This window comes from Streptomyces sp. NPDC050806 (assembly GCF_055586425.1).
This window is the reverse complement of the sequence record NZ_JBVJIF010000007.1, coordinates 507,943-528,676: the sequence shown is the minus strand read 5'-3', so window position 1 is coordinate 528,676 and position 20,734 is coordinate 507,943. Positions and strand designations below refer to the sequence as shown.

The window sequence follows — 20,734 nt, the reverse complement described above, 5'->3', positions numbered from 1 at the left end:
CCTATCGTCCCCCATGCCGGGAACGCATCGGACAAGACCCCCACTCCGGCCACGCGCCGGGCGGCGCGCACGGCTCCCCGGGGCCGGTGAGCACTGCTCATACGTGGGGTGCCCTGCTCATAATCTCGACATAGCGATATGGTCAAGCGAACCCTCATCTAACCGGCCGTCGCCGTACAGAAAGGTGCGCTCCGATGACCGAGCATCATCTGCCGTCCCAGCTTGAGGTCAGCCCCGAAGCCCCCGACCGCAACCTCGCCCTGGAACTGGTCCGCGTCACCGAGGCGGGTGCGATGGCATCGGGCCGCTGGGTCGGCCGCGGTGACAAGAACGGCGCGGACGGCGCCGCGGTCAAGGCCATGCGGGCCCTGATCCACACCGTCTCGATGAACGGCGTCGTCGTCATCGGCGAAGGCGAGAAGGACCAGGCGCCGATGCTGTTCAACGGCGAGCGCGTGGGCGACGGGACCGGCCCGGAGTGCGACGTGGCCGTGGATCCCGTGGACGGCACGACGCTGACGGCCAAGGGCATGGCCAACGCCGTCTCCGTCATGGCCGTCGCCGACCGCGGCTCCATGTTCGACCCGTCCGCGGTCTTCTACATGGACAAGCTGGTCACCGGCCCCGAGGCCGCCGACTACGTCGACATCAACGCCCCGGTCGAGGCGAACATCCGCCGTATCGCCAAGGCGAAGAAGTCCAGCCCCGAGGACGTCACCGTCGTCGTCCTGGACCGCCCCCGCCACGAGGGCATCGTCAAGGAGATCCGCGAGGCCGGCGCCCGGATCAGGTTCATCGCCGACGGCGACGTGGCCGGCGCGATCATGGCAGTACGCGAAGGCACCGGCGTGGACCTGCTGCTGGGCATCGGCGGTACGCCCGAGGGCATCATCACGGCCTGCGCGATCAAGTGCCTGGGCGGCACCATCCAGGCCAAGCTGTGGCCCAAGGACGACGACGAGCGGCAGCGCGCGATCGACGCGGGCCACGACCTGGACCGCGTGCTGCACACCGACGACCTGGTCAGCGGCGAGAACGTGTTCTTCGTCGCCACCGGCATCACCGACGGCGAGCTGCTGCGCGGCGTGCGGTACCGCGCGGAGACCGCCACCACCCAGTCGCTGGTCATGCGCTCCAAGTCCGGCACGATCCGGCAGATCGATTCCGAGCACCGGCTCTCCAAGCTGCGCGCCTACAGCTCGGTCGACTTCGAGCGGCCCAGCTGAGACAGCGCTCCGTACGCCCGACGGCCCGGTGCCCCGCCGCAGTTGCGGTGGGGCACCGGGCCGTCGGGATCCGTACGGGGTTCAGCCCGCTGCGGGCATCCGCGCCGAACGCTGGAGCTCGGCGTCGCGGCGGCGGCGGCGGGCCAGGACGACCCGGCGTTCGGCGGCGGTCAGGCCGCCCCAGACGCCGTACGGCTCGGGCTGGAGCAGCGCGTGCTCCCGGCACTCGATCATCACGGGGCAGCGGGCACAGACCCGCTTCGCGGCTTCCTCCCTGGCCAGGCGGGCAGCCGTCGGCTCTTTTGACGGCGCGAAGAAGAGTCCGGCCTCGTCCCGTCGGCACACCGCCTCGGAGTGCCAGGGGCCGGCCTCGTCCCGAGCGGGCCCTCGCTGGGCGGGCACGACGGCGGCGTCCTGCAGGGGCTGATGCGGTAGCAGCACGGTCTACTCCTGACGACGGCTCGGCGATTTGATTCACCACTTGCCCGTCTCGCTGCGCACGACGTTTCGCACACCCCGCAGCCGTACGAGAGACGATGCACCAGCCCTACCCGCTGTACGCGGCTCTATGCACACCGTGGCGTACGGTTTGAAAGCAGCGTCGGATTGCGGCGCGCCTTACAGGCGGGTCCCACCTGCGTACCGGCAGCGCCTCAGTGCCCCAGGTGCCGACGGCGGCGCTCGCGCAGCATGCCGTGCAGGTCCCGCACCCACTTGCCGCGCTTTGGCTTCGCCTCGACGCTGCCGAGCACGGCGAAGCCACCCACGGTGATCACCGGGGCGGCCGGGTCCTCCGACTCGTCGGTCCGGATCTCGAAGGAGCCGAGCACGCCGGAGCCGCTGCCGCGCAGCGTCACGTTCTCCGGCACCCGGATGTCGACGCTGCCGAAGACCGCGGTGGCGTGGACGCGCACATGCTGCTGAGTGAAGATCGCCTCGGTCAGGTCGATCTCGACCGAGCCGAAGACCGACACCGCGGTCAGCCGCCCCGGCACCCGCCAGCGGCCCGCGCGGACCGCGGCGCCGAAGACCCCGACGAGACGGGCGTCCTCGGGGCCGGCGGCGGGCTCCGGGCCGTACGCCGCGCCGGCCGCCGGGCGGGTGCCCGCCGCGTCCCGCGCCGCCGGCAGATCGCTGATCAGCGGCTCCAGCTCACCCATGGTCTTGGCCCGGTAGACGCCGTCGATGCGCTCGGCGTGCTCCTCGGCGTCCAGCCGCCCCTCGGCCAGCGCCTCGCGCAGGATCCCGGCGATCCGGTCCCGGTCGGCGTCGGAGGCGCGGAGCCCGGCGTCGGCGGTCGGGGCCGGCGCGGGCTTGGAGAGTTCCACGGGTGCGGGGCGCTGTCCCCCGTTGTCTGATGCGTCCACCTCAACAGCGTAGCGAAACGCGATAGATCGCGACCAGGGGACAGCGCCGGTCTCAGCTCTCCGGGCAGAACCGCTGCGGAGCGGGGTGTCCCTTGCTCGTGGCCTGGACACAGCCGCCCGGCAGGCCGTGGTACGCCGTGCTGCCGAAGTTGGCGGTGATCTTCAGTCCGCCGTTGCCGCCGAAGGCGGTCCGCTGCACCTTGTGGTCGGCGGTGAGCGTGCGGAAGTCCGTCATCGCCTCCGTGCCCGCGGCCTTCTGGATGCCGGCGAAGAACCGCTGCATCGCCGCGATCTCCTTGCCGTGCGCGTCCAGCACCTTGCCGTCGAGCGCGAGGTTCACCGGGGTGTTGTGGAGCATGGCGAGCAGCGCGCGGTCCCGCTTCTGCTCGGGGAGCTTGTAGAGGGACAGCTCCCAGCGGTCGGTGCTGACCACCGAGTCGTGCAGCACCGTCTCGTACAGCGGCACCCGGTACGCGGGGTCGAACATCGCCTTGGCGACGGACGCGTCGAGCTTCGCCTCCTTGAAGAACATGCCCGGCCGCCCCTCGGGCCAGTAGCCGCCCCAGGTCTCCTTGTCCCGCTCGGCCTTCCACAGGCCGTCGTGGACCGGCGTGCTGGAGCCGTGGCTGAAGTCGAGCACCTGGTTCGCCCAGGAGCCGGCCGACTCGGAGCCGAGGACGAACGGGCGGCCGCCGGCGAGGGAGCCGTCGGACACCCCGCGCATCCGCTCCATGCGGTTCGCCCGGTCCCCGGCCTGTGTCATCGGGTGGCCGGGCGTGTGGTCGCGGAACAGCTCGCCGGTGGCGTCCACGTCCAGGAAGTAGCTGTGCACGCCGTTCGCCGACATGTCCCGCACCCGGTCGGCGAGGTAGTGGTGGCCCGGCTCGGCGTCGGCGAGCGCCTGGGAGCTGAGGTAGCAGCCGCGGCCGCCGAAGCCGCCCTCCGGCTTGCCGTCGGCATCGTGGACGCAGCCCTCGGGCCACAGCCGGTCCGGCCACTTCGCCACGCTGGTGTCGGCGCTCTCGGGGTCCTGGGCGTTGTCCCAGCTGTCGTACGGGCCGACGAGGTAGCCCGCCCGCTGCGCGGCGGCGACGGCCCCCTTCGTCATCGGCTCGCCGTCGGCGTCGTAGCCGAGCCACATCCGGGAGACGCCGAGCTTCTTGAGCCGCTCGACGGTCTCCTTGCTGCGGCCGTCACCCCATACGTAGGCGTGCGGGGCGCCGATCAACTCGGCGACCTCGGGGTTCTTGCGGATCTTCGCCTTCAGGCTGCCGAGCTGTCCCTTCGAGGCGAGGTACCGGCGGTAGTCCTTGGCCGCAGCGACCGGCGAGCCGTCGGTCAGGGAGAAGGCCACGGTGTAGTCGTCGGTGCCTTCAGCGCGGCGGAAGTCGTGGGAGGCGGCGGTGCGCAGCCGCCCGTCCTTGGAGACGAAGCGCAGGTTGGTGCCCAGGTCGGTGGGGACGAGGGTGCTCACTCCGTGGCCGCCCGCCGTGGTGCCCCAGAAGGGCATCGTCAGGTCCTTGAGGTCGATGCCGTCCGCACCGGTCAGCCCGGCCTTCCCGGAGTTCCAGAAGGCGTCGGCGGCGGGGATCCGCAGCCCCTCGCCGCGGGGCAGCTCGTAGGTCGCGCCCCGCGGCTGTGCGGCGCCTCCGGCGGGCCAGGCGATGCTGCCGTCCTTCTCGGCGTGCATACGGACGACCAGCCGCCCGTCGCGGGCCGCCACCGAGACGTCGAGGCCGCGGTCGGGATAGGACCAGCGCGCGCCGGCCCCGCTGCGGGTCACCGGGGAGACCGTGCCCAGCGGCTCCCCCGCCGCCGCGGAGAGCTCGGACTCGGCGCCGCTCGCCGTACGGGCGGTGATCCGCAGGGTGCGGGGGTCCACGCGCGCCTCGCCGCCCTTGATCCGCAGCGCGACCGTGCCGCCGCCGTCACCGGGCTCCGCGGGCCCGGCGTACGCCTGGAGGGCCGTGAACGTGCTCGCGGTCAGCGCGGTCCCGGCCAGCGCGGCGAGCGCGGCCCGCCGCTTCCGGGAGCCTGTCGCAGCTTTCAGGAAACGTGTCATGCGCGGCACTGTGCGCGGGGTTTCTAAGGGAGATCTAAGAAGCGCCCGGAGACGGCCGCGGCGCCGGGCCGGCGGCGGGTGAGCCTTACCTCACAGCGGCGACCGCCGTGAGGGGTTCTAAGGTGTTGAGGCTGCCGTTGATGACAGCGAAGTCACCGTCCAGTGAGGATTATCCGTAATGCCGGAATTCGCCTATACCGACCTCCTGCCCACGGGCGAGGACAAGACCGAGTACCGCCTCGTCACGTCGGAGGGTGTCAGCACCTTCGAGGCCGACGGTCGGACGTTCCTCAAGGTCGAGCCGGAGGCGCTGCGCAAGCTCGCCGCCGAGGCGATGCACGACATCGCGCACTACCTGCGCCCGGACCACCTCGCGCAGCTGCGGAAGATCCTGGACGACCCGGAGGCCTCGGCCAACGACCGCTTCGTCGCGCTGGACCTGCTGAAGAACGCGAACATCGCGGCGGCGGGCGTGCTCCCGATGTGCCAGGACACCGGCACCGCGATCGTCATGGGCAAGCGCGGCCAGAACGTGCTGACCCGGGGCGGCGACGAGGAGGCCCTCTCCCGCGGCATCTACGACGCGTACACCCAGCTGAACCTGCGGTACTCGCAGATGGCCCCGCTGACCATGTGGGACGAGAAGAACACCGGCTCGAACCTGCCGGCCCAGATCGAGCTGTACGCGAACGACGGTGACGCGTACAAGTTCCTGTTCATGGCCAAGGGCGGCGGCTCGGCCAACAAGTCCTTCCTCTTCCAGGAGACCAAGGCGGTCCTCAACGAGGCCTCCATGATGAAGTTCCTGGAGCAGAAGATCCGCTCGCTCGGTACGGCCGCCTGCCCGCCGTACCACCTCGCGATCGTGGTCGGCGGCACCTCCGCCGAGTACGCCATGAAGACCGCGAAGTACGCCTCCGCGCACTACCTCGACGAGCTGCCCGCCGAGGGCTCGCCGACCGGTCACGGCTTCCGCGACAAGGAGCTGGAGGACAAGGTCTTCGAGCTGACGCAGAAGATCGGGATCGGCGCGCAGTTCGGCGGCAAGTACTTCTGCCACGACGTGCGCGTGGTGCGTCTCCCCCGGCACGGCGCGTCCTGCCCGGTCGCCATCGCGGTGTCCTGCTCCGCCGACCGCCAGGCCGTCGCGAAGATCACCGCGGAGGGCGTCTTCCTGGAGCAGCTGGAGACCGACCCGGCGCGCTTCCTCCCGGAGACCACCGAGGAGCAGCTGACCGAGGGCGCGGGCCCCGACCTGGACGCGGTGAAGGTCGACCTGAACCGCCCGATGGACGACGTGCTCGCCGAGCTGACCAAGCACCCGGTCAAGACCCGGCTGTCGCTGACCGGCACGCTGGTCGTCGCGCGGGACATCGCGCACGCCAAGATCAAGGAGCGGCTGGACGCCGGCGAGGAGATGCCGGAGTACCTGAAGAACCACCCGGTGTACTACGCGGGCCCGGCCAAGACCCCCGAGGGCTACGCCTCCGGCTCCTTCGGCCCGACGACGGCCGGCCGCATGGACGCGTACGTCGAGCAGTTCCAGTCGGCCGGCGGCTCGAAGGTCATGCTGGCCAAGGGCAACCGCTCCAAGCAGGTCACCGACGCCTGCCACGCGCACGGCGGCTTCTACCTCGGCTCCATCGGCGGCCCGGCGGCCCGCCTCGCCCAGGACTGCATCAAGAAGGTCGAGGTCCTGGAGTACGAGGAGCTGGGCATGGAGGCGGTCTGGCGGATCGAGGTCGAGGACTTCCCGGCGTTCATCGTCGTGGACGACAAGGGCAACGACTTCTTCCAGGACCCGGCCCCGGCCCCGACCTTCACCAGCATTCCGGTCCGCGCCGGCAGCTGAGCCGCCCGCACACCTCTCGCACCGAGGGCCCGGCCGTACGACGGCCGGGCCCTCGGCCGTGTCGGCCGGGCCCGACGGGTCGAGCAGCGACGACCGCCGGGCGTTCCATGCGCCGACCACCGACATCCCCGTTCGGGTGACGTCCAGCCATATGACCTCCATGGGCATATGCCAAGGTGCTTGGCTTCGGGCATGGTCAATTCTCGACACGAGGCGCTCCACCGGGCGTATCAGGAGTTCCCGGAGCTGTTCACCCGGGCCTTCGATCTGCTGGAACTGCCCGACCCCGGGCCCGCCTCGGCAACTGTCCGCAATTGCGATGTCACGGACATCACGCCCCTCGAACGGCGCGTGGACACCCTGCTTGAACTGGAATGCGAGACCGGAGAGAACTTTCTGCTGATCGTCGAGTCCCAGTCACGCAAGGACCCGGAGAAGGCCCGGAGTTGGGCCTACTACCTCAGCGTCCTTGCCAACAGGCACAGGCGGCACCACCCGGTTCTGCTGGTCGTCTGCACCGACGCTAAGACGGCGAAATGGGCAGTGGGTCCCTTCCGCATCGGAATGCCGGGCAGACCCAATCTTCACGTCAGCCCCTTTGTCCTCTCGCCCGAGAACGTGCCCATGATCACGGACGTGGCGCGAGCGGCGGCGGACCTTCCCATGGCCGTGTACTCCGCGCTGACGCACAGTACCGGCCCGAGGATCGGTGAAATACTGGAGGCCCTCGCCGGCGCCATGAAGCAGGCCACGAACGACGACGCCCTCACTGTCTATGCCGACCTCATCACCAACGGCCTGAGCGGCACCCCCGCGGCCGAACTCTGGAGGGAACTCATGGGAACCCAGCTCTTCGATCTCCCGAACAGCCGGTCCTGGGTCGCGGAGGGATTCCGCGATCAGGGCCGCGAGGAAGGCCGTGCAGAAGGCCGACAGGAGGGGCAGCTGAAGGGGAAGGCCGAGGACCTTCTCCAAGTGCTCCACACTCGCGGGCTCGTGATCACCGCCGAGGAGCACGCACGCGTCACGGACTGTCGTGACCTGGAGCTCCTCAACCGCTGGTTCCTGCGGGCGATCACCGCCGCCGACGCCCAAGAGGTCTTCGCCGAGGAGCCGGGCGACGCGACGGACCAGGCGGAGGTGCGATGAGCGCGGACCCGAAGAGCGACGCCTCGGCCCTGTTCGCGCTGAGCCTTCTCCTCCGCGGCATCCCGGAGGAGACTCCGCTCGACGAGCGGAACCGCGACCTGCGCCGTCGGATCGAGCAGATGGTCGAGCTGCGAGGTGTGCCGCTGACCCCCGCGGAACGGCAGCGCGTCGCCGCGTGCGATGACCCCGACCTGCTGTACCGCTGGCTCGGCCGCGCCGCCTTCTGCGGCGGTCCCGCCGATGTCTTCCGCGACGACGACACGGACGTCGCCGGAGCGCCGGTGCCGGAATAGGGAAGATCCACGCGACGCTGATCGGCATGGAGGTGCACCCACGATGACCGACAGCACTGAGTACAGGACCGAGCACGACTCCATGGGCGAGGTAAGGGTCCCCGCCGACGCCAAGTGGCGGGCCCAGACCCAGCGGGCCGTGGAGAACTTTCCGATCTCCGGGCAGCGGCTGGAGCGGGCGCACATCGAGGCGCTGGCCCGGATCAAGGCCGCGGCGGCCAAGGTCAACGCCGAGCTGGGGGTGGTGGACGAGGATGTCGCGCGGGCGATCCAGGAGGCCGCGGGCGAGGTCGCCGACGGCCGCTGGGACGACCACTTCCCCGTCGACGTCTTCCAGACCGGCTCCGGCACGTCCTCCAACATGAACACCAACGAGGTGCTGGCCACCCTCGCGACCGAGCGGCTGGGCCGGGACGTGCACCCCAACGACCACGTCAACGCCAGCCAGTCCTCCAACGACGTCTTCCCCTCCTCGATCCACATCGCGGCCACCGCCGCGGTGACCGCCGACCTGATCCCCGCCCTGGACCACCTGACGGCCGCGCTGGAGCGCAAGGCCGAGGAGTTCAAGGAGGTCGTGAAGTCGGGGCGGACGCATCTGATGGACGCCACGCCCGTGACGCTGGGCCAGGAGTTCGGCGGGTACGCGGCGCAGGTCCGGTACGGCGTCGAGCGGCTGCGGGCTTCCCTCCCCCGGCTCGCCGAACTCCCGCTGGGCGGCACGGCGGTGGGTACCGGCATCAACACCCCGCCCGGCTTCGCCGCCGCGGTCATCGCGGAGGTGGCGCGGGCCACCGGCCTGCCGCTGACCGAGGCGCGCAACCACTTCGAGGCGCAGGGCGCGCGGGACGGCATCGTGGAGACCAGCGGCCAGCTGCGCACGATCGCGGTCGGGCTGACCAAGATTGCGAATGATCTGCGGTGGATGGCTTCCGGGCCGCGCACCGGTCTGGCGGAGATCGCGCTGCCGGACCTCCAGCCGGGTTCGTCGATCATGCCGGGGAAGGTCAATCCGGTCATTCCCGAGGCGGCGCTGATGGTGGCAGCCCAGGTGACGGGGAACGACGCGACGGTGGCCGCGGCGGGCGCCGCGGGCAACTTCGAGCTGAACGTCATGCTGCCGGTGATCGCCAAGAACGTCCTGGAGTCGGTGCGACTTCTGGCCAATGTCTCGCGGCTGCTGGCGGACCGTACGGTCGACGGCATCACCGCGAACGCCGAGCGGGCGCGGGAGTACGCCGAGTCCTCCCCTTCGGTCGTCACTCCGCTCAACAAGTACCTCGGCTACGAGGAAGCGGCGAAGGTGGCCAAGAAGTCACTGGCCGAGCGGAAGACCATCCGCGAGGTGGTGATCGAGTCCGGATACGTCGAACGCGGCACGCTGACCGAGGCCCAGCTGGACGAGGCCCTGGACGTGTTGCGCATGACGCATCCGTGACGGTCGCTGCGGCCCACGTCACGGCAGTGCGGCGGTTCCGCCCCTAAGATCTGCGCATGACAGCGGATACGGTGGAGACAAGGGACGGCCATACGTCCGGGACCGCGCGCTGGGCGCCCGGCGAGCACATCCTGTGGCGCTATCGCGGCAATGCCACCGACCGCTTCCACATCTGCCGTCCCGTCACCGTCGTCCAGGACACCGACGAGCTGCTCGCCGTGTGGCTGGCGCCGGGCACCGACTGCGTCAAGCCGGTGCTCGCGGACGGCACGCCGGTCCACCGCGAGCCGCTGGCCAGCCGGTACACCAAGCCGCGGCGCGTGGTGCGGGACCGCTGGTTCGGCACCGGGGTCCTGAAGCTGGCCCGGCCCGGCGATCCGTGGTCGGTGTGGCTCTTCTGGGAGCGCGGCTGGCTGTTCAAGAACTGGTACGTCAACTTGGAGGAGCCGCGCCGCCGCTGGGCCGGCGGCGTGGACTCCGAGGACCACTTCCTGGACATCGCGGTCTACCCGGACCGGCACTGGGAGTGGCGGGACGAGGACGAGTTCGCGCAGGCGCAGGCCGACGGGCTGATGCCGGCCGCGCAGGCCGAGGAGGTGCGGGTGGCGGCCCGCGCCGCGGTCGAGCGGATCGCCGCGTGGGGCGCACCGTTCGCGGACGGCTGGGAGCACTGGCGGCCGGACCCGCAGTGGGCCCTGCCGGCGCTGCCGGACGACTGGGCCCGGCTGTCCGACCACTCCCCCTCGTGAGCGACTCTTCGTGAGCGGCCCCTCGTCAAAAAGCGGCCGCTTGTGCGGAATCCGCACCCACGGGAGTGAAGCGGCGGGCCTCAAGGCTGACGGAACCGCCCGAATTGCAGGGACTTCGGGGAACATGCGTTCCCATTTGCGCCATGCTCAGGGGCGAGCCCCCTTGCTGCGCCCCACGGGTTCAAACGTAGGATCGTCCTCCGCAAGAGGCCGAGAAGGCACAGACGCAACTCCAGAACTGGAAACCGAACTTGACCGCGGTCGCAGGAGGGGCGGGGTCGTGAGCGACAGCTACGACGGGTACGAGGGCCTGAACCGGTTAGCACTGGACCGGGCCGGGCAGGCCGAGGCGTTCAACGCGATCGCCTCGTCCTACGACAGCGCGTTCCCCCACAAGGAGGGGCAGCGTGCCGCCGGTGCCTGGCTCGCCGCCGCGCTGCCGGACGGCGCCCGCGTGCTGGACGTCGGCTGCGGGACGGGCCTGCCCACCGCCCAGCAACTCTCCGGCGCCGGACACCACGTCGTCGGTGTCGATCTCTCCGCCACCATGATCGAAATGGCGCGGGAGAACGTTCCGGCCGCCGAGTTCCACCGCCTCGACCTCGCCGACCTGCGGGACGGCCGGCTCGGCGGTCCCGGCTCGTTCGACGGCATCGCCGCGTTCTTCTCCCTGCTGATGCTGCCGCGCGCGGAGATCCCGTACGCGCTGCGGATGCTGCACTCACTCCTGCGGCCGGAAGGGCTGCTCGCCCTGTCGATGGTCGAGTCCGACGTGGACGACTACCCGATTCCGTTCCTGGGCAACACGATCCGGGTATCGGGTTACCTGCGGGACGACTTGCGCCATGTCGTGCGCGACGCGGGTTTCGAAGTCACCGGGGAGGACTCGTATGCGTATGCCCCGGCCAGTACGGACGTGCCACCCGAGATCCAGCTCTTTCTGCACCTGCGACGCGCTTGAGACGCAGCGCGCCCGGCGCGCAGCCCCGGACGGATGGAATCCCACGCGTGACGGAGCACCCCACCTCCCACCCTTCGCGACCGGCACCCCTGCCGGCCGCGCCCCCGGCCATGGCGCCGCGGGGGCTGCCGGAGACGACGGCGCACGGCGCCGCAGATCCGCGCAACGCCCTGCAGCGGCCCGTCGGCCCCGCCCCTGCCGACCTGCCAGGACCCGGCCTGCCCAATTCCGTGGCGGGCGGACCGCCCGAGCGCACCGGCGGCTCCGGTGAAGTGCCCGCGCCCCCGGGGCGCAGCGGGAAGAAGCGCCGACGCCAGCGGGACCGGCGGACCGCGGACGCCGCGGACCACAACGCCGCGCAGGGCGCCGGCGGCCACACCCAGGCCGGCGGGCCGGGCGGCGAGCCCGTCGGCGACCCGGCCCGGGACCGCGGTGCCACGCACGGCGGGGCACGGTCCCGTGCCGAGGAGCCGGACAGCGGCTCCGGCGCGCACGAGAACGGCGGTCCGGGCGGCATCGGGCGGCCCCGGGACGGCGAAGGCCGGGCCCGGCAGCGGCCGCAGGACTCCGCGGTACCGCCCGCGGGGCCGCGGCGCGGCCGCACCCAGAACGGCGGCGGAACACGCCGGCAGGCCGAGGAGCCGGTGCGCCCGGAGGCGCCACCGGCCCGTTCGGCGCATCCGGCCGAGGGGGGTGAGCCGATGCCGGCACGGCAGCCCGGCGGGGACCGGCTGCGCTTCGTCGGCGCCGCCACCCGGCGGATCGCACGCGGTATCGACCTGGACGAGATCGTGCTCGGGCTGTGCCGGGCGACGGTCCCGACGTTCGCCGACGCGATCCTGGTGTATCTGCGCGACCCGCTGCCGGTGGGCGACGAGCGGCCGGCCGGCCCCGTCGTGCTGCGGCTGCGGCGCACCGACCGGATCCCCGAGGAGGCGGACACCAACGGCGGCCGGCTGCCCACCCTGCCCGCGCAGCCCGACCTGGGCCCGGCGATGGGCGGGACGGCGGCCGAGCTGGCGGAGGTACGCATCGGCGGGCCGCTGGCCGAGGTGCTGCGCGGGGTGCGCCCGCTCTTCGGGGAGGCGCAGGCCGCACAGGCGGCGCTGCCCGAACTGCTGGGCACCGGTACGCGGATGCCGCACGGGCAGCGCGTCATCCTGGCGCCGCTGCGCGGCCGCCGCCGGGTGATCGGCGCCGCGGTGTTCCTGCGCCGCCCGGACCGGCCCGCGTTCGAGCCGGACGACCTGCTGGTGGCGGCGCAGCTGGCCACCCACACGGCGCTCGGCGTGGACAAGGCGGTGCTGTACGGGCGTGAGGCGTACATCGCCGACGCGCTCCAGCGCACGATGCTGCCCGACTCCCTCCCGCAGCCCACCGGCGTCCGGCTCGCCAGCCGGTACCTCCCGGCCGCGGAGACCGCCCGGGTCGGCGGCGACTGGTACGACGCGATCCCGCTGCCGGGGTCCCGAGTGGCCCTGGTCGTCGGCGATGTGATGGGTCATTCGATGACCTCGGCCGCGATCATGGGGCAGCTTCGCACGACAGCGCAGACCCTGGCCGGGCTCGACCTGCCGCCGCAGGAGGTGCTGCACCACCTCGACGAGCAGGCCCAGCGGCTCGGCACGGACCGGATGGCGACCTGCCTGTACGCGGTCTACGACCCGGTCGCGCACCGGATCATCGTGGCCAACGCCGGGCATCCGCCGCCGGTCATGCTGCACCGCGGCGGCCGGGCGGAGGTGCTGCGCGTCCCGCCCGGCGCGCCCATCGGCGTCGGCGGCGTGGACTTCGAGGCCGTCGAGCTGGACGCGCCCGCCGGGGCGACCCTCGTCCTGTACACCGACGGCCTGGTGGAGTCCCGGATACGGGACGTCTGGACCGGCATAGAGCAGCTGCGCGAGCGGCTGACGGAGACGGCCCGGCTGACCGGCCCGAATCCGCCGCCGCTGGAGCCGCTCTGCGACGAGGTGCTGGACATGCTCGGCCCGGGCGACCGGGACGACGACATCGCGCTGCTCGCGGCCCGCTTCGACGGGATCGCGCCGAGCGACGTGGCGTACTGGTACCTCGACCCGAAGGCGCAGACCGCGGGGCAGGCGCGCCGGCTGGCCCGGCGGGCGCTGCAGCGCTGGGGGCTCGAAGAGCTCACGGATCAGGTGGAGTTGCTGGTCAGCGAGGTCGTGACGAATGCCGTGCGGTACGCGGAGCGGCCGATCACGCTGCGGCTGCTGCGGACCGACGTACTGCGCTGCGAGGTCGGCGACGACGTGCCGCAGCTGCCGCGGCTGCGGCAGGCCCGCCCGTCGGACGAGGGCGGCCGGGGCCTGTACCTCGTCAACCGGCTGGCCCGGCGCTGGGGCGCGACCCGGCTGAGCACCGGCAAGGTCGTGTGGTTCGAGATCTCGATGCCGCCCGTGGCACGGCGGCTGCCGGGCCGCGAGTAGCCACCCGCCCGGTCCCGCGTACGCGTGCGGCCCCCGTCCTCCGGAGAGGGCGGGGGCCGCACGGCGTGACCGGGTCAGCCGCCGAACATCGGGTGCCTGCCGTTGCCGTCGCCGTTGCCGTTGTCCTCGTCGTCCCCGCCGGGCAGCGGGAGGTCCTCGGACTCGCTCGGTGACGGGGAGGTGGAGGGCGAGGGGGACTCGCTGGTCTCCGACTCGCTCGGCGACGGGGAGGCCGAGGGCGAGGGGGACTCGGAGGTCTCCGACGGGGACGGCGACGGGGACTCGGACTCCTCGGTCTCGGTCGGCGTCGGGCTGGGCGGCGGGGCGACGCCCGCGCCCATGTCGGTGTCCAGGTCGAAGCGGGCCGTCAGATCGCCGCCCAGCGCGTTCTGGGTGTACGCCGCCCAGATCTCCGCGGGGTAGCCGCCGCCGTTGACGCGGCCGCCGCCGCCCGCGCCCTTGAGCGTGACCTGGGGGTGCGGCGCGTCCGCGTCCTCGCCGAAGAGGCCGACGGCGGTGACCAGCCGGGGCGTGTAGCCCACGAACCAGGCGGACTTGTTGTCGTCGGAGGTACCGGTCTTGCCGGCGATGTCGTAGTCGGTGTTGCGGACCGCGGTGCCGGTACCGTCCTGGACCACGCCGGTCAGTACGGAGGTCACGGTGTCCGCGGTCTGCCGGGTGAGCACCTGGCCGCCGACCGGGTCCGGCAGGTCGACCGGGTCCTCCTCGCCGCGCTGCGCGTGCGTCACCAGCTGCGGGGTGATCTTCTTGCCGTGGTTGTCCAGGGTGGCGTAGACGCCTGCCATCTGGAGCGGGCTGGCGCCCATCGAGCCGAGCGTCATGGCCGGGCGGGACGACATCTTCTCCGCGTCCATGCCGAGCTGCCCCGCGGTCTGCCGCACCTTCTCCAGTCCGACGTCCACGCCCATCTGCGCGAAGACGGAGTTCACGGAGTTGTTCATGGCCTTCTGGACGCTGATCGGGCCGTAGTCCTTCTCGTCCTCGTTGGGCGGCGCGAAGCCGATCGCGCTGCCCTTGACGGGGCGGCGGCTGGTGCCGTCGTAGACCGTGCTGGGGTTGATCGGCGTGCCGTCCTGGGTGGTGGAGTTCTTCTCCAGGGCGGTGGCGAGGATCAGCGGCTTGAAGGTGGAGGCGGGCTGGTAGTCGGCGCGGGTGGCGTTGTTGAGGTAGTGCTCCAGGTAGCCCTTGCCGCCGTACAGCGCCACGATGTGCCCGGTCCTGGGATCGACGGAGACCGCACCGGCCTGCGCGTCGGCGTCGACGTCACGGGCCTTCGGGTCGAGCTTGCTGGTCAGCTTCTCCTTGACGGCCGACTCCAGCGCGCTCTGGCGCTTCTTCTCGACGCCGAGGGTGACGGTCCAGCCGCCGGCCGCGAGGTCCTCCTCGGTGATGCCCTGCTTCTCCAGCTCCTGGTCGGCGAGCTTGACCAGGTAGCCCTTCTGCCCCTTCAGGCCCGAGCTGGGCTTGGGGTAGTCCGGCACCGGGAACGTCAGGCCCTGCCGCTTGCCGGCGTCCAGCCAGTGCATCTCGACCATGTTGTCGAGGGTGTAGTTCCAGCGCGCCTTGACCCGCTTCTTGCCGGCGTCGCTGGCCACCGCCCAGTCGTACTGGCTGGGCGCCTGGAGCAGGGAGGCCAGGTACGCGCCCTGGGCGACGGTCAGGTCGCGGGTGTGGACGCCGTAGTACGCCTGCGCCGCGGCCTCGATGCCGTACGCGCCGCGGCCGTAGTAACTGGTGTTGATGTAGCCGGCCAGGATCTCGTTCTTGCCGAGCTTCTGGTCGACCTTCAGGGAGATGACGATCTCCTTGAGCTTGCGGCTGACCGTCTGTTCCTGCGTCAGGTAGTAGTTCTTCACGAACTGCTGGGTGATGGTCGAGCCGCCCTGCTTGCCCCGGCCGCGCAGGGTGTTGAGGATGCCGCGCGTGGTGCCCTTCAGGTCGATGCCGGAGTCCTTGTAGAACGTCTTGTTCTCGGCGGCGACGAAGGTGTGCTGGACGCCCTTGGGGATGTCGCTGATCGGCACGCTCTCGCGGTTGAAGCCGGTGCGGGCCAGGACGGAGCCGTCGGCGTACTTGTAGACGTTGCTCTGCGCGGCGGCCTGGCCGTTGGCGGAGGCCGGTACGTCGATGAAGAGGTACAGGCCGACGAAGCCGACGACGCCCAGCAGGCAGACGGTGAAGAACGCCCCGAGCAACTTCTTGAAGGTGAAGAAGCGGCCGATGCCGCCACGTTTCTTCGCCTTCGCCCGGCGCCTGCCCCTCTTCTGCGCCCGTCTCGCCTCGGCTCGGCCCATCGCTTCCGTCACTCCAGTCGTTCCGCCCCCAATAACCCAGCCTCCGAAGCTAACCCCCCGGTGTCATCACATACTCATCGATCAAGCATTTTCCGGACGTGACAATGAGCACCCCATTCCTGTGCAACCGTTCGGCGCTTTCTTCGATCGCGTCCGCCCGCCGCTTGCGCTGCCGCCGCCCGAGGGCTTAAATAGCTATCACTTTGCTAGACCAGTGAAAGCACGCTGACGAGTACGCGCACGGAGTGCCGTACGGAACGGGGGACCTCATGTCCGACGCCACGCCCACACCGCCCGCCGCGGCCGATCCCGACACCCCGAAGCTGCCGGAGCCGCAGGTCAGGGAGGTCACCGCGCACAGCATTCCGGGCGGCCTCGGCCTGCTGCTGACCGTCGTCGGCGTCATCGGCGGCATCGCGCTGGCGATCCTCGGCGGCGGGTTCGCCTCGGGCGGCAACAAGGGGCTCGGCGTCACTTTGATCGTCGTCGGCATCCTGCTGCTGCTCGTCTCGCTCTTCTGCATGGGCGGCGTGAAGATGGTGGCGCCCGGCGAGGCGCGGGTCATCCAGCTCTTCGGGCGGTACGTCGGCACGATCCGCACCGACGGGCTGCGCTGGATCAACCCGCTGACCAGCGCCACCAAGATCTCCACCCGGGTCCGCAACCACGAGACCGCGGTCCTGAAGGTCAACGACGCGTACGGCAACCCCATCGAGCTGGCGTCGATCGTCGTCTGGAAGGTCGAGGACACCGCACAGGCGCTGTTCGAGGTCGACGACTTCCTGGAGTTCGTCGCCACCCAGACCGAGGCGGCCGTCCGGCACATCGCGATCGAGTACCCCTACGACGCGCACGACGAGGACGCGCTCTCGCTCCGCGGCAACGCCGAGGAGATCACCGAGAAGCTCGCCGCCGAGCTGACCGCGCGGGTCGAGGCGGCCGGCGTCCGGATCATCGAGGCGCGCTTCAGCCACCTCGCCTACGCCCCGGAGATCGCCTCGGCGATGCTCCAGCGGCAGCAGGCCGGCGCGGTCGTGGCGGCCCGCCAGCAGATCGTCGAGGGCGCGGTGGGCATGGTCGAGTCGGCGCTCGACCGGATCAACGAGCAGGGCATCGTCGAGCTGGACGAGGAGCGCAAGGCCGCCATGGTCTCGAACCTGATGGTGGTGCTCTGCGGAGACCGTGCCGCGCAGCCCGTCCTGAACACGGGCTCGCTGTACCAGTGAGTGAGGAGCCCGGGGCACCGGGGCGGCGGCCGCGGCAGCGCAAGCAGGTGCTGCTGCGGCTCGACCCGGCCGTCCACGACGCGCTGGCGCGGTGGGCCGGTGACGAGCTGCGCAGCGTCAACGCGCAGATCGAGTTCCTGCTGCGCGGCACGCTGGCGGACGCAGGCCGGCTGCCCAAGGACGCCGGGGCGATGCGGCGCCGGGGGCGGCCGCCGAAGAACCCGGAACCGGCGCCCGAGGAGACCGGCCCCGCGGACGGCCCGTCCGAGGAGACCGGACCCGCGGACGGCCCGTCCGAGGAGACCGGACCCGCGGACGGCTCGCCCGAGGAGTGACCCGAGCGCAACGGCCCCGAAGGCCCGAACGGCCTTCGGGGCTCACCTTCACCCGTCTATACACTCGCTGTATACACCTCGTGTAGTCTGCTCCGCATGCTCCTGGAACACCCCCACCCGCCCGCACGTCCGGAGGCCCGCGCATGACACCGGCCGGTTCCCTGCTCGCCGCCCGCGACCTGCGCAAGGCGTACGGGCGCACCCCCGCGCTGGACGGCGCGGACTTCTCGGTCCACCCCGGCGAGGTCGTCGCCGTCATGGGCCCGTCCGGCTCCGGCAAGTCCACGCTCCTGCACTGCCTCGCCGGCATCGTCCGCCCCGACTCCGGCACCGTCCACTACGACGGCCGCGAACTGACCTCCCTGCCGGACACGGAACGCAGCGCCCTGCGCCGCACCGACTTCGGCTTCGTCTTCCAGTTCGGCCAGCTCGTCCCCGAACTCACCTGCCTGGAAAACGTCGCCCTCCCCCTGCGCCTCAACGGCACCAAGCGAAAGGCCGCCGAGACCACCGCCCACGAATGGCTCACCCGCCTCGAAGTGGACGACCTCGCCCGCCACCGCCCCGGCGAGATCTCCGGCGGCCAGGGCCAGCGCGTGGCAGTCGCCCGCGCCCTCGCCGGCCGCCCCCGCGTCCTCTTCGCCGACGAACCCACCGGCGCACTCGACTCCCTCAACGGCGAACGCGTCATGACCCTCCTCACCGACGCCGCCCGCGACACCCACGCCGCCGTCGTCCTCGTCACCCACGAACCCCGCGTCGCCGCCTACTCCGACCGCGAAGTCGTCGTCCGTGACGGCACCGCGCGGGAACTGGCGGGCACCGCATGAGCGCCACCGACCAGCGGCCCCGCGGCAGCACCGCCCGGTCCGTACCGGCCCCGCGCGCCGGCGTGGGCGCGCGCCTGGCCGACCTGGCGATGGGTATGCGCTTCGCGGTCACCGGCGGCCGCGAGGGCTGGGCCCGTACGCTGCTGACCGCGCTCGGCGTCGGCCTCGGCGTCGCTCTGCTGCTCGCCGCCGCCTCCGTTCCGCACCTCCTCCAGTCCCGTGAGGCGCGCGACCAGGCGCGCCGGCCGGCCGGCGCGGAGCAGACGGTGCACCGCGCCGACGACACGCTCCTGGCGGCCACGGCCGACACCGTCTTCCGCGGCGACACGGTGCACGGCACGCTGCTGCGCCCCGACGGCTCCCGGCCGCCGGCCCCGCCCGGTGTGAGCGAAGTGCCGGGCCCCGGCGAGATGGTGGTCTCCCCCGCGCTGCGCGAACTCCTGGCCTCTCCCCGGGGCGAGCTGCTGCGCGACCGGCTCGACGACCGCATCACCGGCACGATCGGGGACGCCGGGCTGGTGGGCCCCGGCGAGCTGACCTACTACGCCGGCAGCGCCACCCTCACCCCGCACCACGCCCATCGCCTCGACTCCTACGGCGCCCCGTCCGAGGGCGAACCGCTGGACCCCGCCCTCTTCGTCCTGCTGGTCGTGGCGTGCGTGGTCCTGCTGATGCCGGTGGCCCTCTTCATCGGTACGGCGGTCCGCTTCGGCGGCGAGCGCCGCGACCGGCGGCTGGCCGCGCTCCGGCTGATCGGCGCGGACGCGCGGACGACACGGTGGATCGCCGCCGGTGAGGCGCTGTGCGGCACGGTCTGCGGACTGGTGGCGGGCGCCGGACTCTTCCTCGCGGGGCGGCAGTTCATCGGCTCGGTCACGGTGTGGGACGTCAACGCCTTCCCCGCCGACCTGACGCCGGTGCCCGCCCTCACCGCGCTGATCGTGGTGGCCGTACCGCTCGCCGCGGTGGCGGTGACGCTGGCCGCGCTCCGCGGGGTGACCATCGAACCCCTGGGGGTGGTACGGAACGCCAGACCCCGGCGGCGCCGACTGTGGTGGCGGCTGCCGCTGCCGCTCGCGGGCATCGCCCTTCTGCTGCTGGCCGGGCGGGTGGGCGCTGACCGGTCGCCGTGGCAGCCGTACGCCGTCTCCTGCGGCGCGGTACTGGTGCTGCTCGGCATCGCGCTGCTGCTGCCCTGGGCGGTCGAAGCGGCGGTGGCCCGCCTGCGGGGCGGCCCCGTGCCCTGGCAGCTGGCCACCCGCCGGCTGCAGTTGGCCGGCGGCGGCGCGGCCCGCGCGGTCAGCGGGATCACCGTCGCGGTGGCCGGCGCGATCGCACTGCAGATGCTGTTCGCCGCGATCCAGGGCGACTTCATGAAGGTCACCGGGCAGGACGGGCGCCGGGCCCAGCTGAACCTGTCGCTGCCGACCGCGGACGTCGGCACCACCCGCCAGATGATCGACGACTTCCGCAGGACCGAGGGCGTACGCCTGGTCATCGCGGGCATCGAGTCCGACGCCGCCCGGCCGGGACCGCGGCGCAAGGGCGAATCCTTCGTCCCGCGCACGCAGTTCACCGTCGGCGACTGCCCCTCGCTGCGCGAGATGGCACGCCTCGGTTCCTGCCGGGACGGCGATGTCTTCATCGTCCACGACAGCACCGGCATGGTGCCCGACGACTACATCGGCGAGACCGCGCGCCCCGGCAAGCAGGTGATCTTCAACCTGAACGCCACGACGGACAAGCCCGACGGCCCGCCCCGGCTGTGGACGGTCCCGAAGACCGCCCGCACGGTCGACTCCCGCAAGGACCCGGCGGGCGAGACGTCCTTCGGCATCTTCGCCACCCCGGCCGCCGTGGACACCGGACTGCTCGCGTCGCCCGTCGCCCGGGCCATGGTCAAGACCGACCCGCGGGTGCCGGACGCCGCCGAGTACGTCCGGAACACCGCGGCCCGCATCGATCCGCTGATCAGGGTCGAGACGGTGCAGAACCTCCAGCGGGACAAGAACTACACGAGCGTGCGCACCGGCCTGCTGATCGCCTCGGCCGCGACCATGGCGCTGATCGCCGCGAGCATGCTGGTCACGATGGTGGAGCAGCTGCGCGAGCGCCGCCGGCTGCTGTCGGTTCTGGTCGCCTTCGGCACCCGGCGGGCGACGCTCGCCTGGTCGGTGCTCTGGCAGACCGCGCTGCCGGTGGGCGTGGGCCTGGCACTGGCGGTGGCGGGCGGCAGCGGCCTGGGCGTCACCATGCTGCGGCTGGTCGGCAAGTCCGATCCGGACTGGTCGGTGCTCTGGCCACCGGTCGCCACCGGAGCCGGGCTGGTGCTGCTGGTCACCCTCGTCAGCCTGCCGCCGCTGTGGCGGATGATGCGGCCGGACGGGCTGCGTACGGAATGAGGCGGTGCGGGCGGGGCCGGGCGGCTCCGCCCGCTATGCACAGCACGTATACACGCAGCGCACACCACGACGTAGAGTGAGC

16 protein-coding genes are annotated in these 20,734 nt (G+C 72.0%); 12 read left to right on the top strand and 4 right to left on the bottom strand.

Going from position 1 to position 20,734, the window contains the following annotated elements; all coding sequences use genetic code 11:
- Positions 1–194: 194 nt before the first annotated feature.
- Positions 195–1,226, top strand: coding sequence for a class II fructose-bisphosphatase (gene glpX / locus ACZ6WH_RS24475; protein ID WP_469730559.1), 1,032 nt, complete (start codon positions 195–197; stop codon positions 1,224–1,226).
- Positions 1,227–1,307: 81 nt separating this feature from the next.
- On the opposite strand, the gene ACZ6WH_RS24470 is transcribed toward glpX, so the two are convergent.
- The 3 genes from ACZ6WH_RS24470 to ACZ6WH_RS24460 form a co-directional block, all read right to left on the bottom strand.
- Positions 1,308–1,667 (bottom strand): WhiB family transcriptional regulator, encoded by a 360-nt coding sequence (locus ACZ6WH_RS24470; protein WP_432858383.1) that lies wholly within the window; start codon positions 1,665–1,667, stop codon positions 1,308–1,310.
- Between the two features lie 212 nt (positions 1,668–1,879).
- The gene (locus tag ACZ6WH_RS24465; RefSeq protein WP_469730703.1) at positions 1,880–2,554 is read right to left on the bottom strand and encodes a DUF1707 SHOCT-like domain-containing protein; all 675 of its coding nucleotides are present in this window, start codon (positions 2,552–2,554) and stop codon (positions 1,880–1,882) included.
- 91 nt (positions 2,555–2,645) lie between these two features.
- Positions 2,646–4,655, bottom strand: a complete 2,010-nt coding sequence (locus tag ACZ6WH_RS24460; protein WP_469730557.1) for a glycoside hydrolase — start codon at positions 4,653–4,655, stop codon at positions 2,646–2,648.
- Positions 4,656–4,833: 178 nt separating this feature from the next.
- On the opposite strand from ACZ6WH_RS24460, the gene ACZ6WH_RS24455 reads away from it, so the two are divergent.
- The 7 genes from ACZ6WH_RS24455 to ACZ6WH_RS24425 all read left to right on the top strand — a co-directional run bounded on the left by ACZ6WH_RS24455 (position 4,834) and on the right by ACZ6WH_RS24425 (position 13,544).
- Positions 4,834–6,507, top strand: a complete 1,674-nt coding sequence (locus ACZ6WH_RS24455; RefSeq protein ID WP_469730555.1) for a fumarate hydratase — start codon at positions 4,834–4,836, stop codon at positions 6,505–6,507.
- Positions 6,508–6,699: 192 nt separating this feature from the next.
- On the top strand, positions 6,700–7,656 hold the full coding sequence (locus ACZ6WH_RS24450) for an RpnC/YadD family protein (protein ID WP_469730553.1): 957 nt from the start codon (positions 6,700–6,702) through the stop codon (positions 7,654–7,656).
- A complete protein-coding gene (locus tag ACZ6WH_RS24445) occupies positions 7,653–7,949 on the top strand; it encodes a hypothetical protein (RefSeq protein WP_469730551.1) in 297 nt (98 codons plus the stop codon). Before ACZ6WH_RS24450 ends, ACZ6WH_RS24445 begins: the two co-directional genes overlap by 4 nt.
- A gap of 43 nt (positions 7,950–7,992) precedes the next feature.
- The gene (locus tag ACZ6WH_RS24440; protein WP_469730549.1) at positions 7,993–9,387 is read left to right on the top strand and encodes a class II fumarate hydratase; all 1,395 of its coding nucleotides are present in this window, start codon (positions 7,993–7,995) and stop codon (positions 9,385–9,387) included.
- 56 nt (positions 9,388–9,443) lie between these two features.
- Complete coding sequence (fomD, locus tag ACZ6WH_RS24435) at positions 9,444–10,136, top strand: cytidylyl-2-hydroxypropylphosphonate hydrolase (RefSeq protein WP_432858373.1); 693 nt, start codon at positions 9,444–9,446, stop codon at positions 10,134–10,136.
- A 280-nt stretch (positions 10,137–10,416) separates the two neighbouring features.
- The gene (locus tag ACZ6WH_RS24430) at positions 10,417–11,097 is read left to right on the top strand and encodes a class I SAM-dependent DNA methyltransferase (RefSeq protein WP_361566745.1); all 681 of its coding nucleotides are present in this window, start codon (positions 10,417–10,419) and stop codon (positions 11,095–11,097) included.
- Positions 11,098–11,144: 47 nt separating this feature from the next.
- A complete protein-coding gene (locus ACZ6WH_RS24425) occupies positions 11,145–13,544 on the top strand; it encodes a SpoIIE family protein phosphatase (RefSeq protein WP_469730546.1) in 2,400 nt (799 codons plus the stop codon).
- Between the two features lie 74 nt (positions 13,545–13,618).
- Here the strand turns inward: ACZ6WH_RS24425 and ACZ6WH_RS24420 are convergent, their stop codons facing one another.
- Positions 13,619–15,859 (bottom strand): transglycosylase domain-containing protein, encoded by a 2,241-nt coding sequence (locus ACZ6WH_RS24420; RefSeq protein WP_469730544.1) that lies wholly within the window; start codon positions 15,857–15,859, stop codon positions 13,619–13,621.
- Between the two features lie 269 nt (positions 15,860–16,128).
- On the opposite strand from ACZ6WH_RS24420, the gene ACZ6WH_RS24415 reads away from it, so the two are divergent.
- From ACZ6WH_RS24415 to ACZ6WH_RS24400, 4 genes are all read left to right on the top strand, one after another.
- Positions 16,129–17,085, top strand: coding sequence for an SPFH domain-containing protein (locus ACZ6WH_RS24415; protein ID WP_432858367.1), 957 nt, complete (start codon positions 16,129–16,131; stop codon positions 17,083–17,085).
- Positions 17,082–17,420, top strand: a complete 339-nt coding sequence (locus ACZ6WH_RS24410) for a type II toxin-antitoxin system antitoxin (RefSeq protein ID WP_469730542.1) — start codon at positions 17,082–17,084, stop codon at positions 17,418–17,420. The genes ACZ6WH_RS24415 and ACZ6WH_RS24410 overlap by 4 nt, the downstream gene beginning before the upstream one ends.
- A 143-nt stretch (positions 17,421–17,563) precedes the next feature.
- Positions 17,564–18,250, top strand: a complete 687-nt coding sequence (locus ACZ6WH_RS24405) for an ABC transporter ATP-binding protein (protein ID WP_469730540.1) — start codon at positions 17,564–17,566, stop codon at positions 18,248–18,250.
- Complete coding sequence (locus ACZ6WH_RS24400; RefSeq protein ID WP_469730538.1) at positions 18,247–20,652, top strand: ABC transporter permease; 2,406 nt, start codon at positions 18,247–18,249, stop codon at positions 20,650–20,652. The genes ACZ6WH_RS24405 and ACZ6WH_RS24400 overlap by 4 nt, the downstream gene beginning before the upstream one ends.
- The last annotated feature ends 82 nt before the right edge of the window (positions 20,653–20,734 follow it).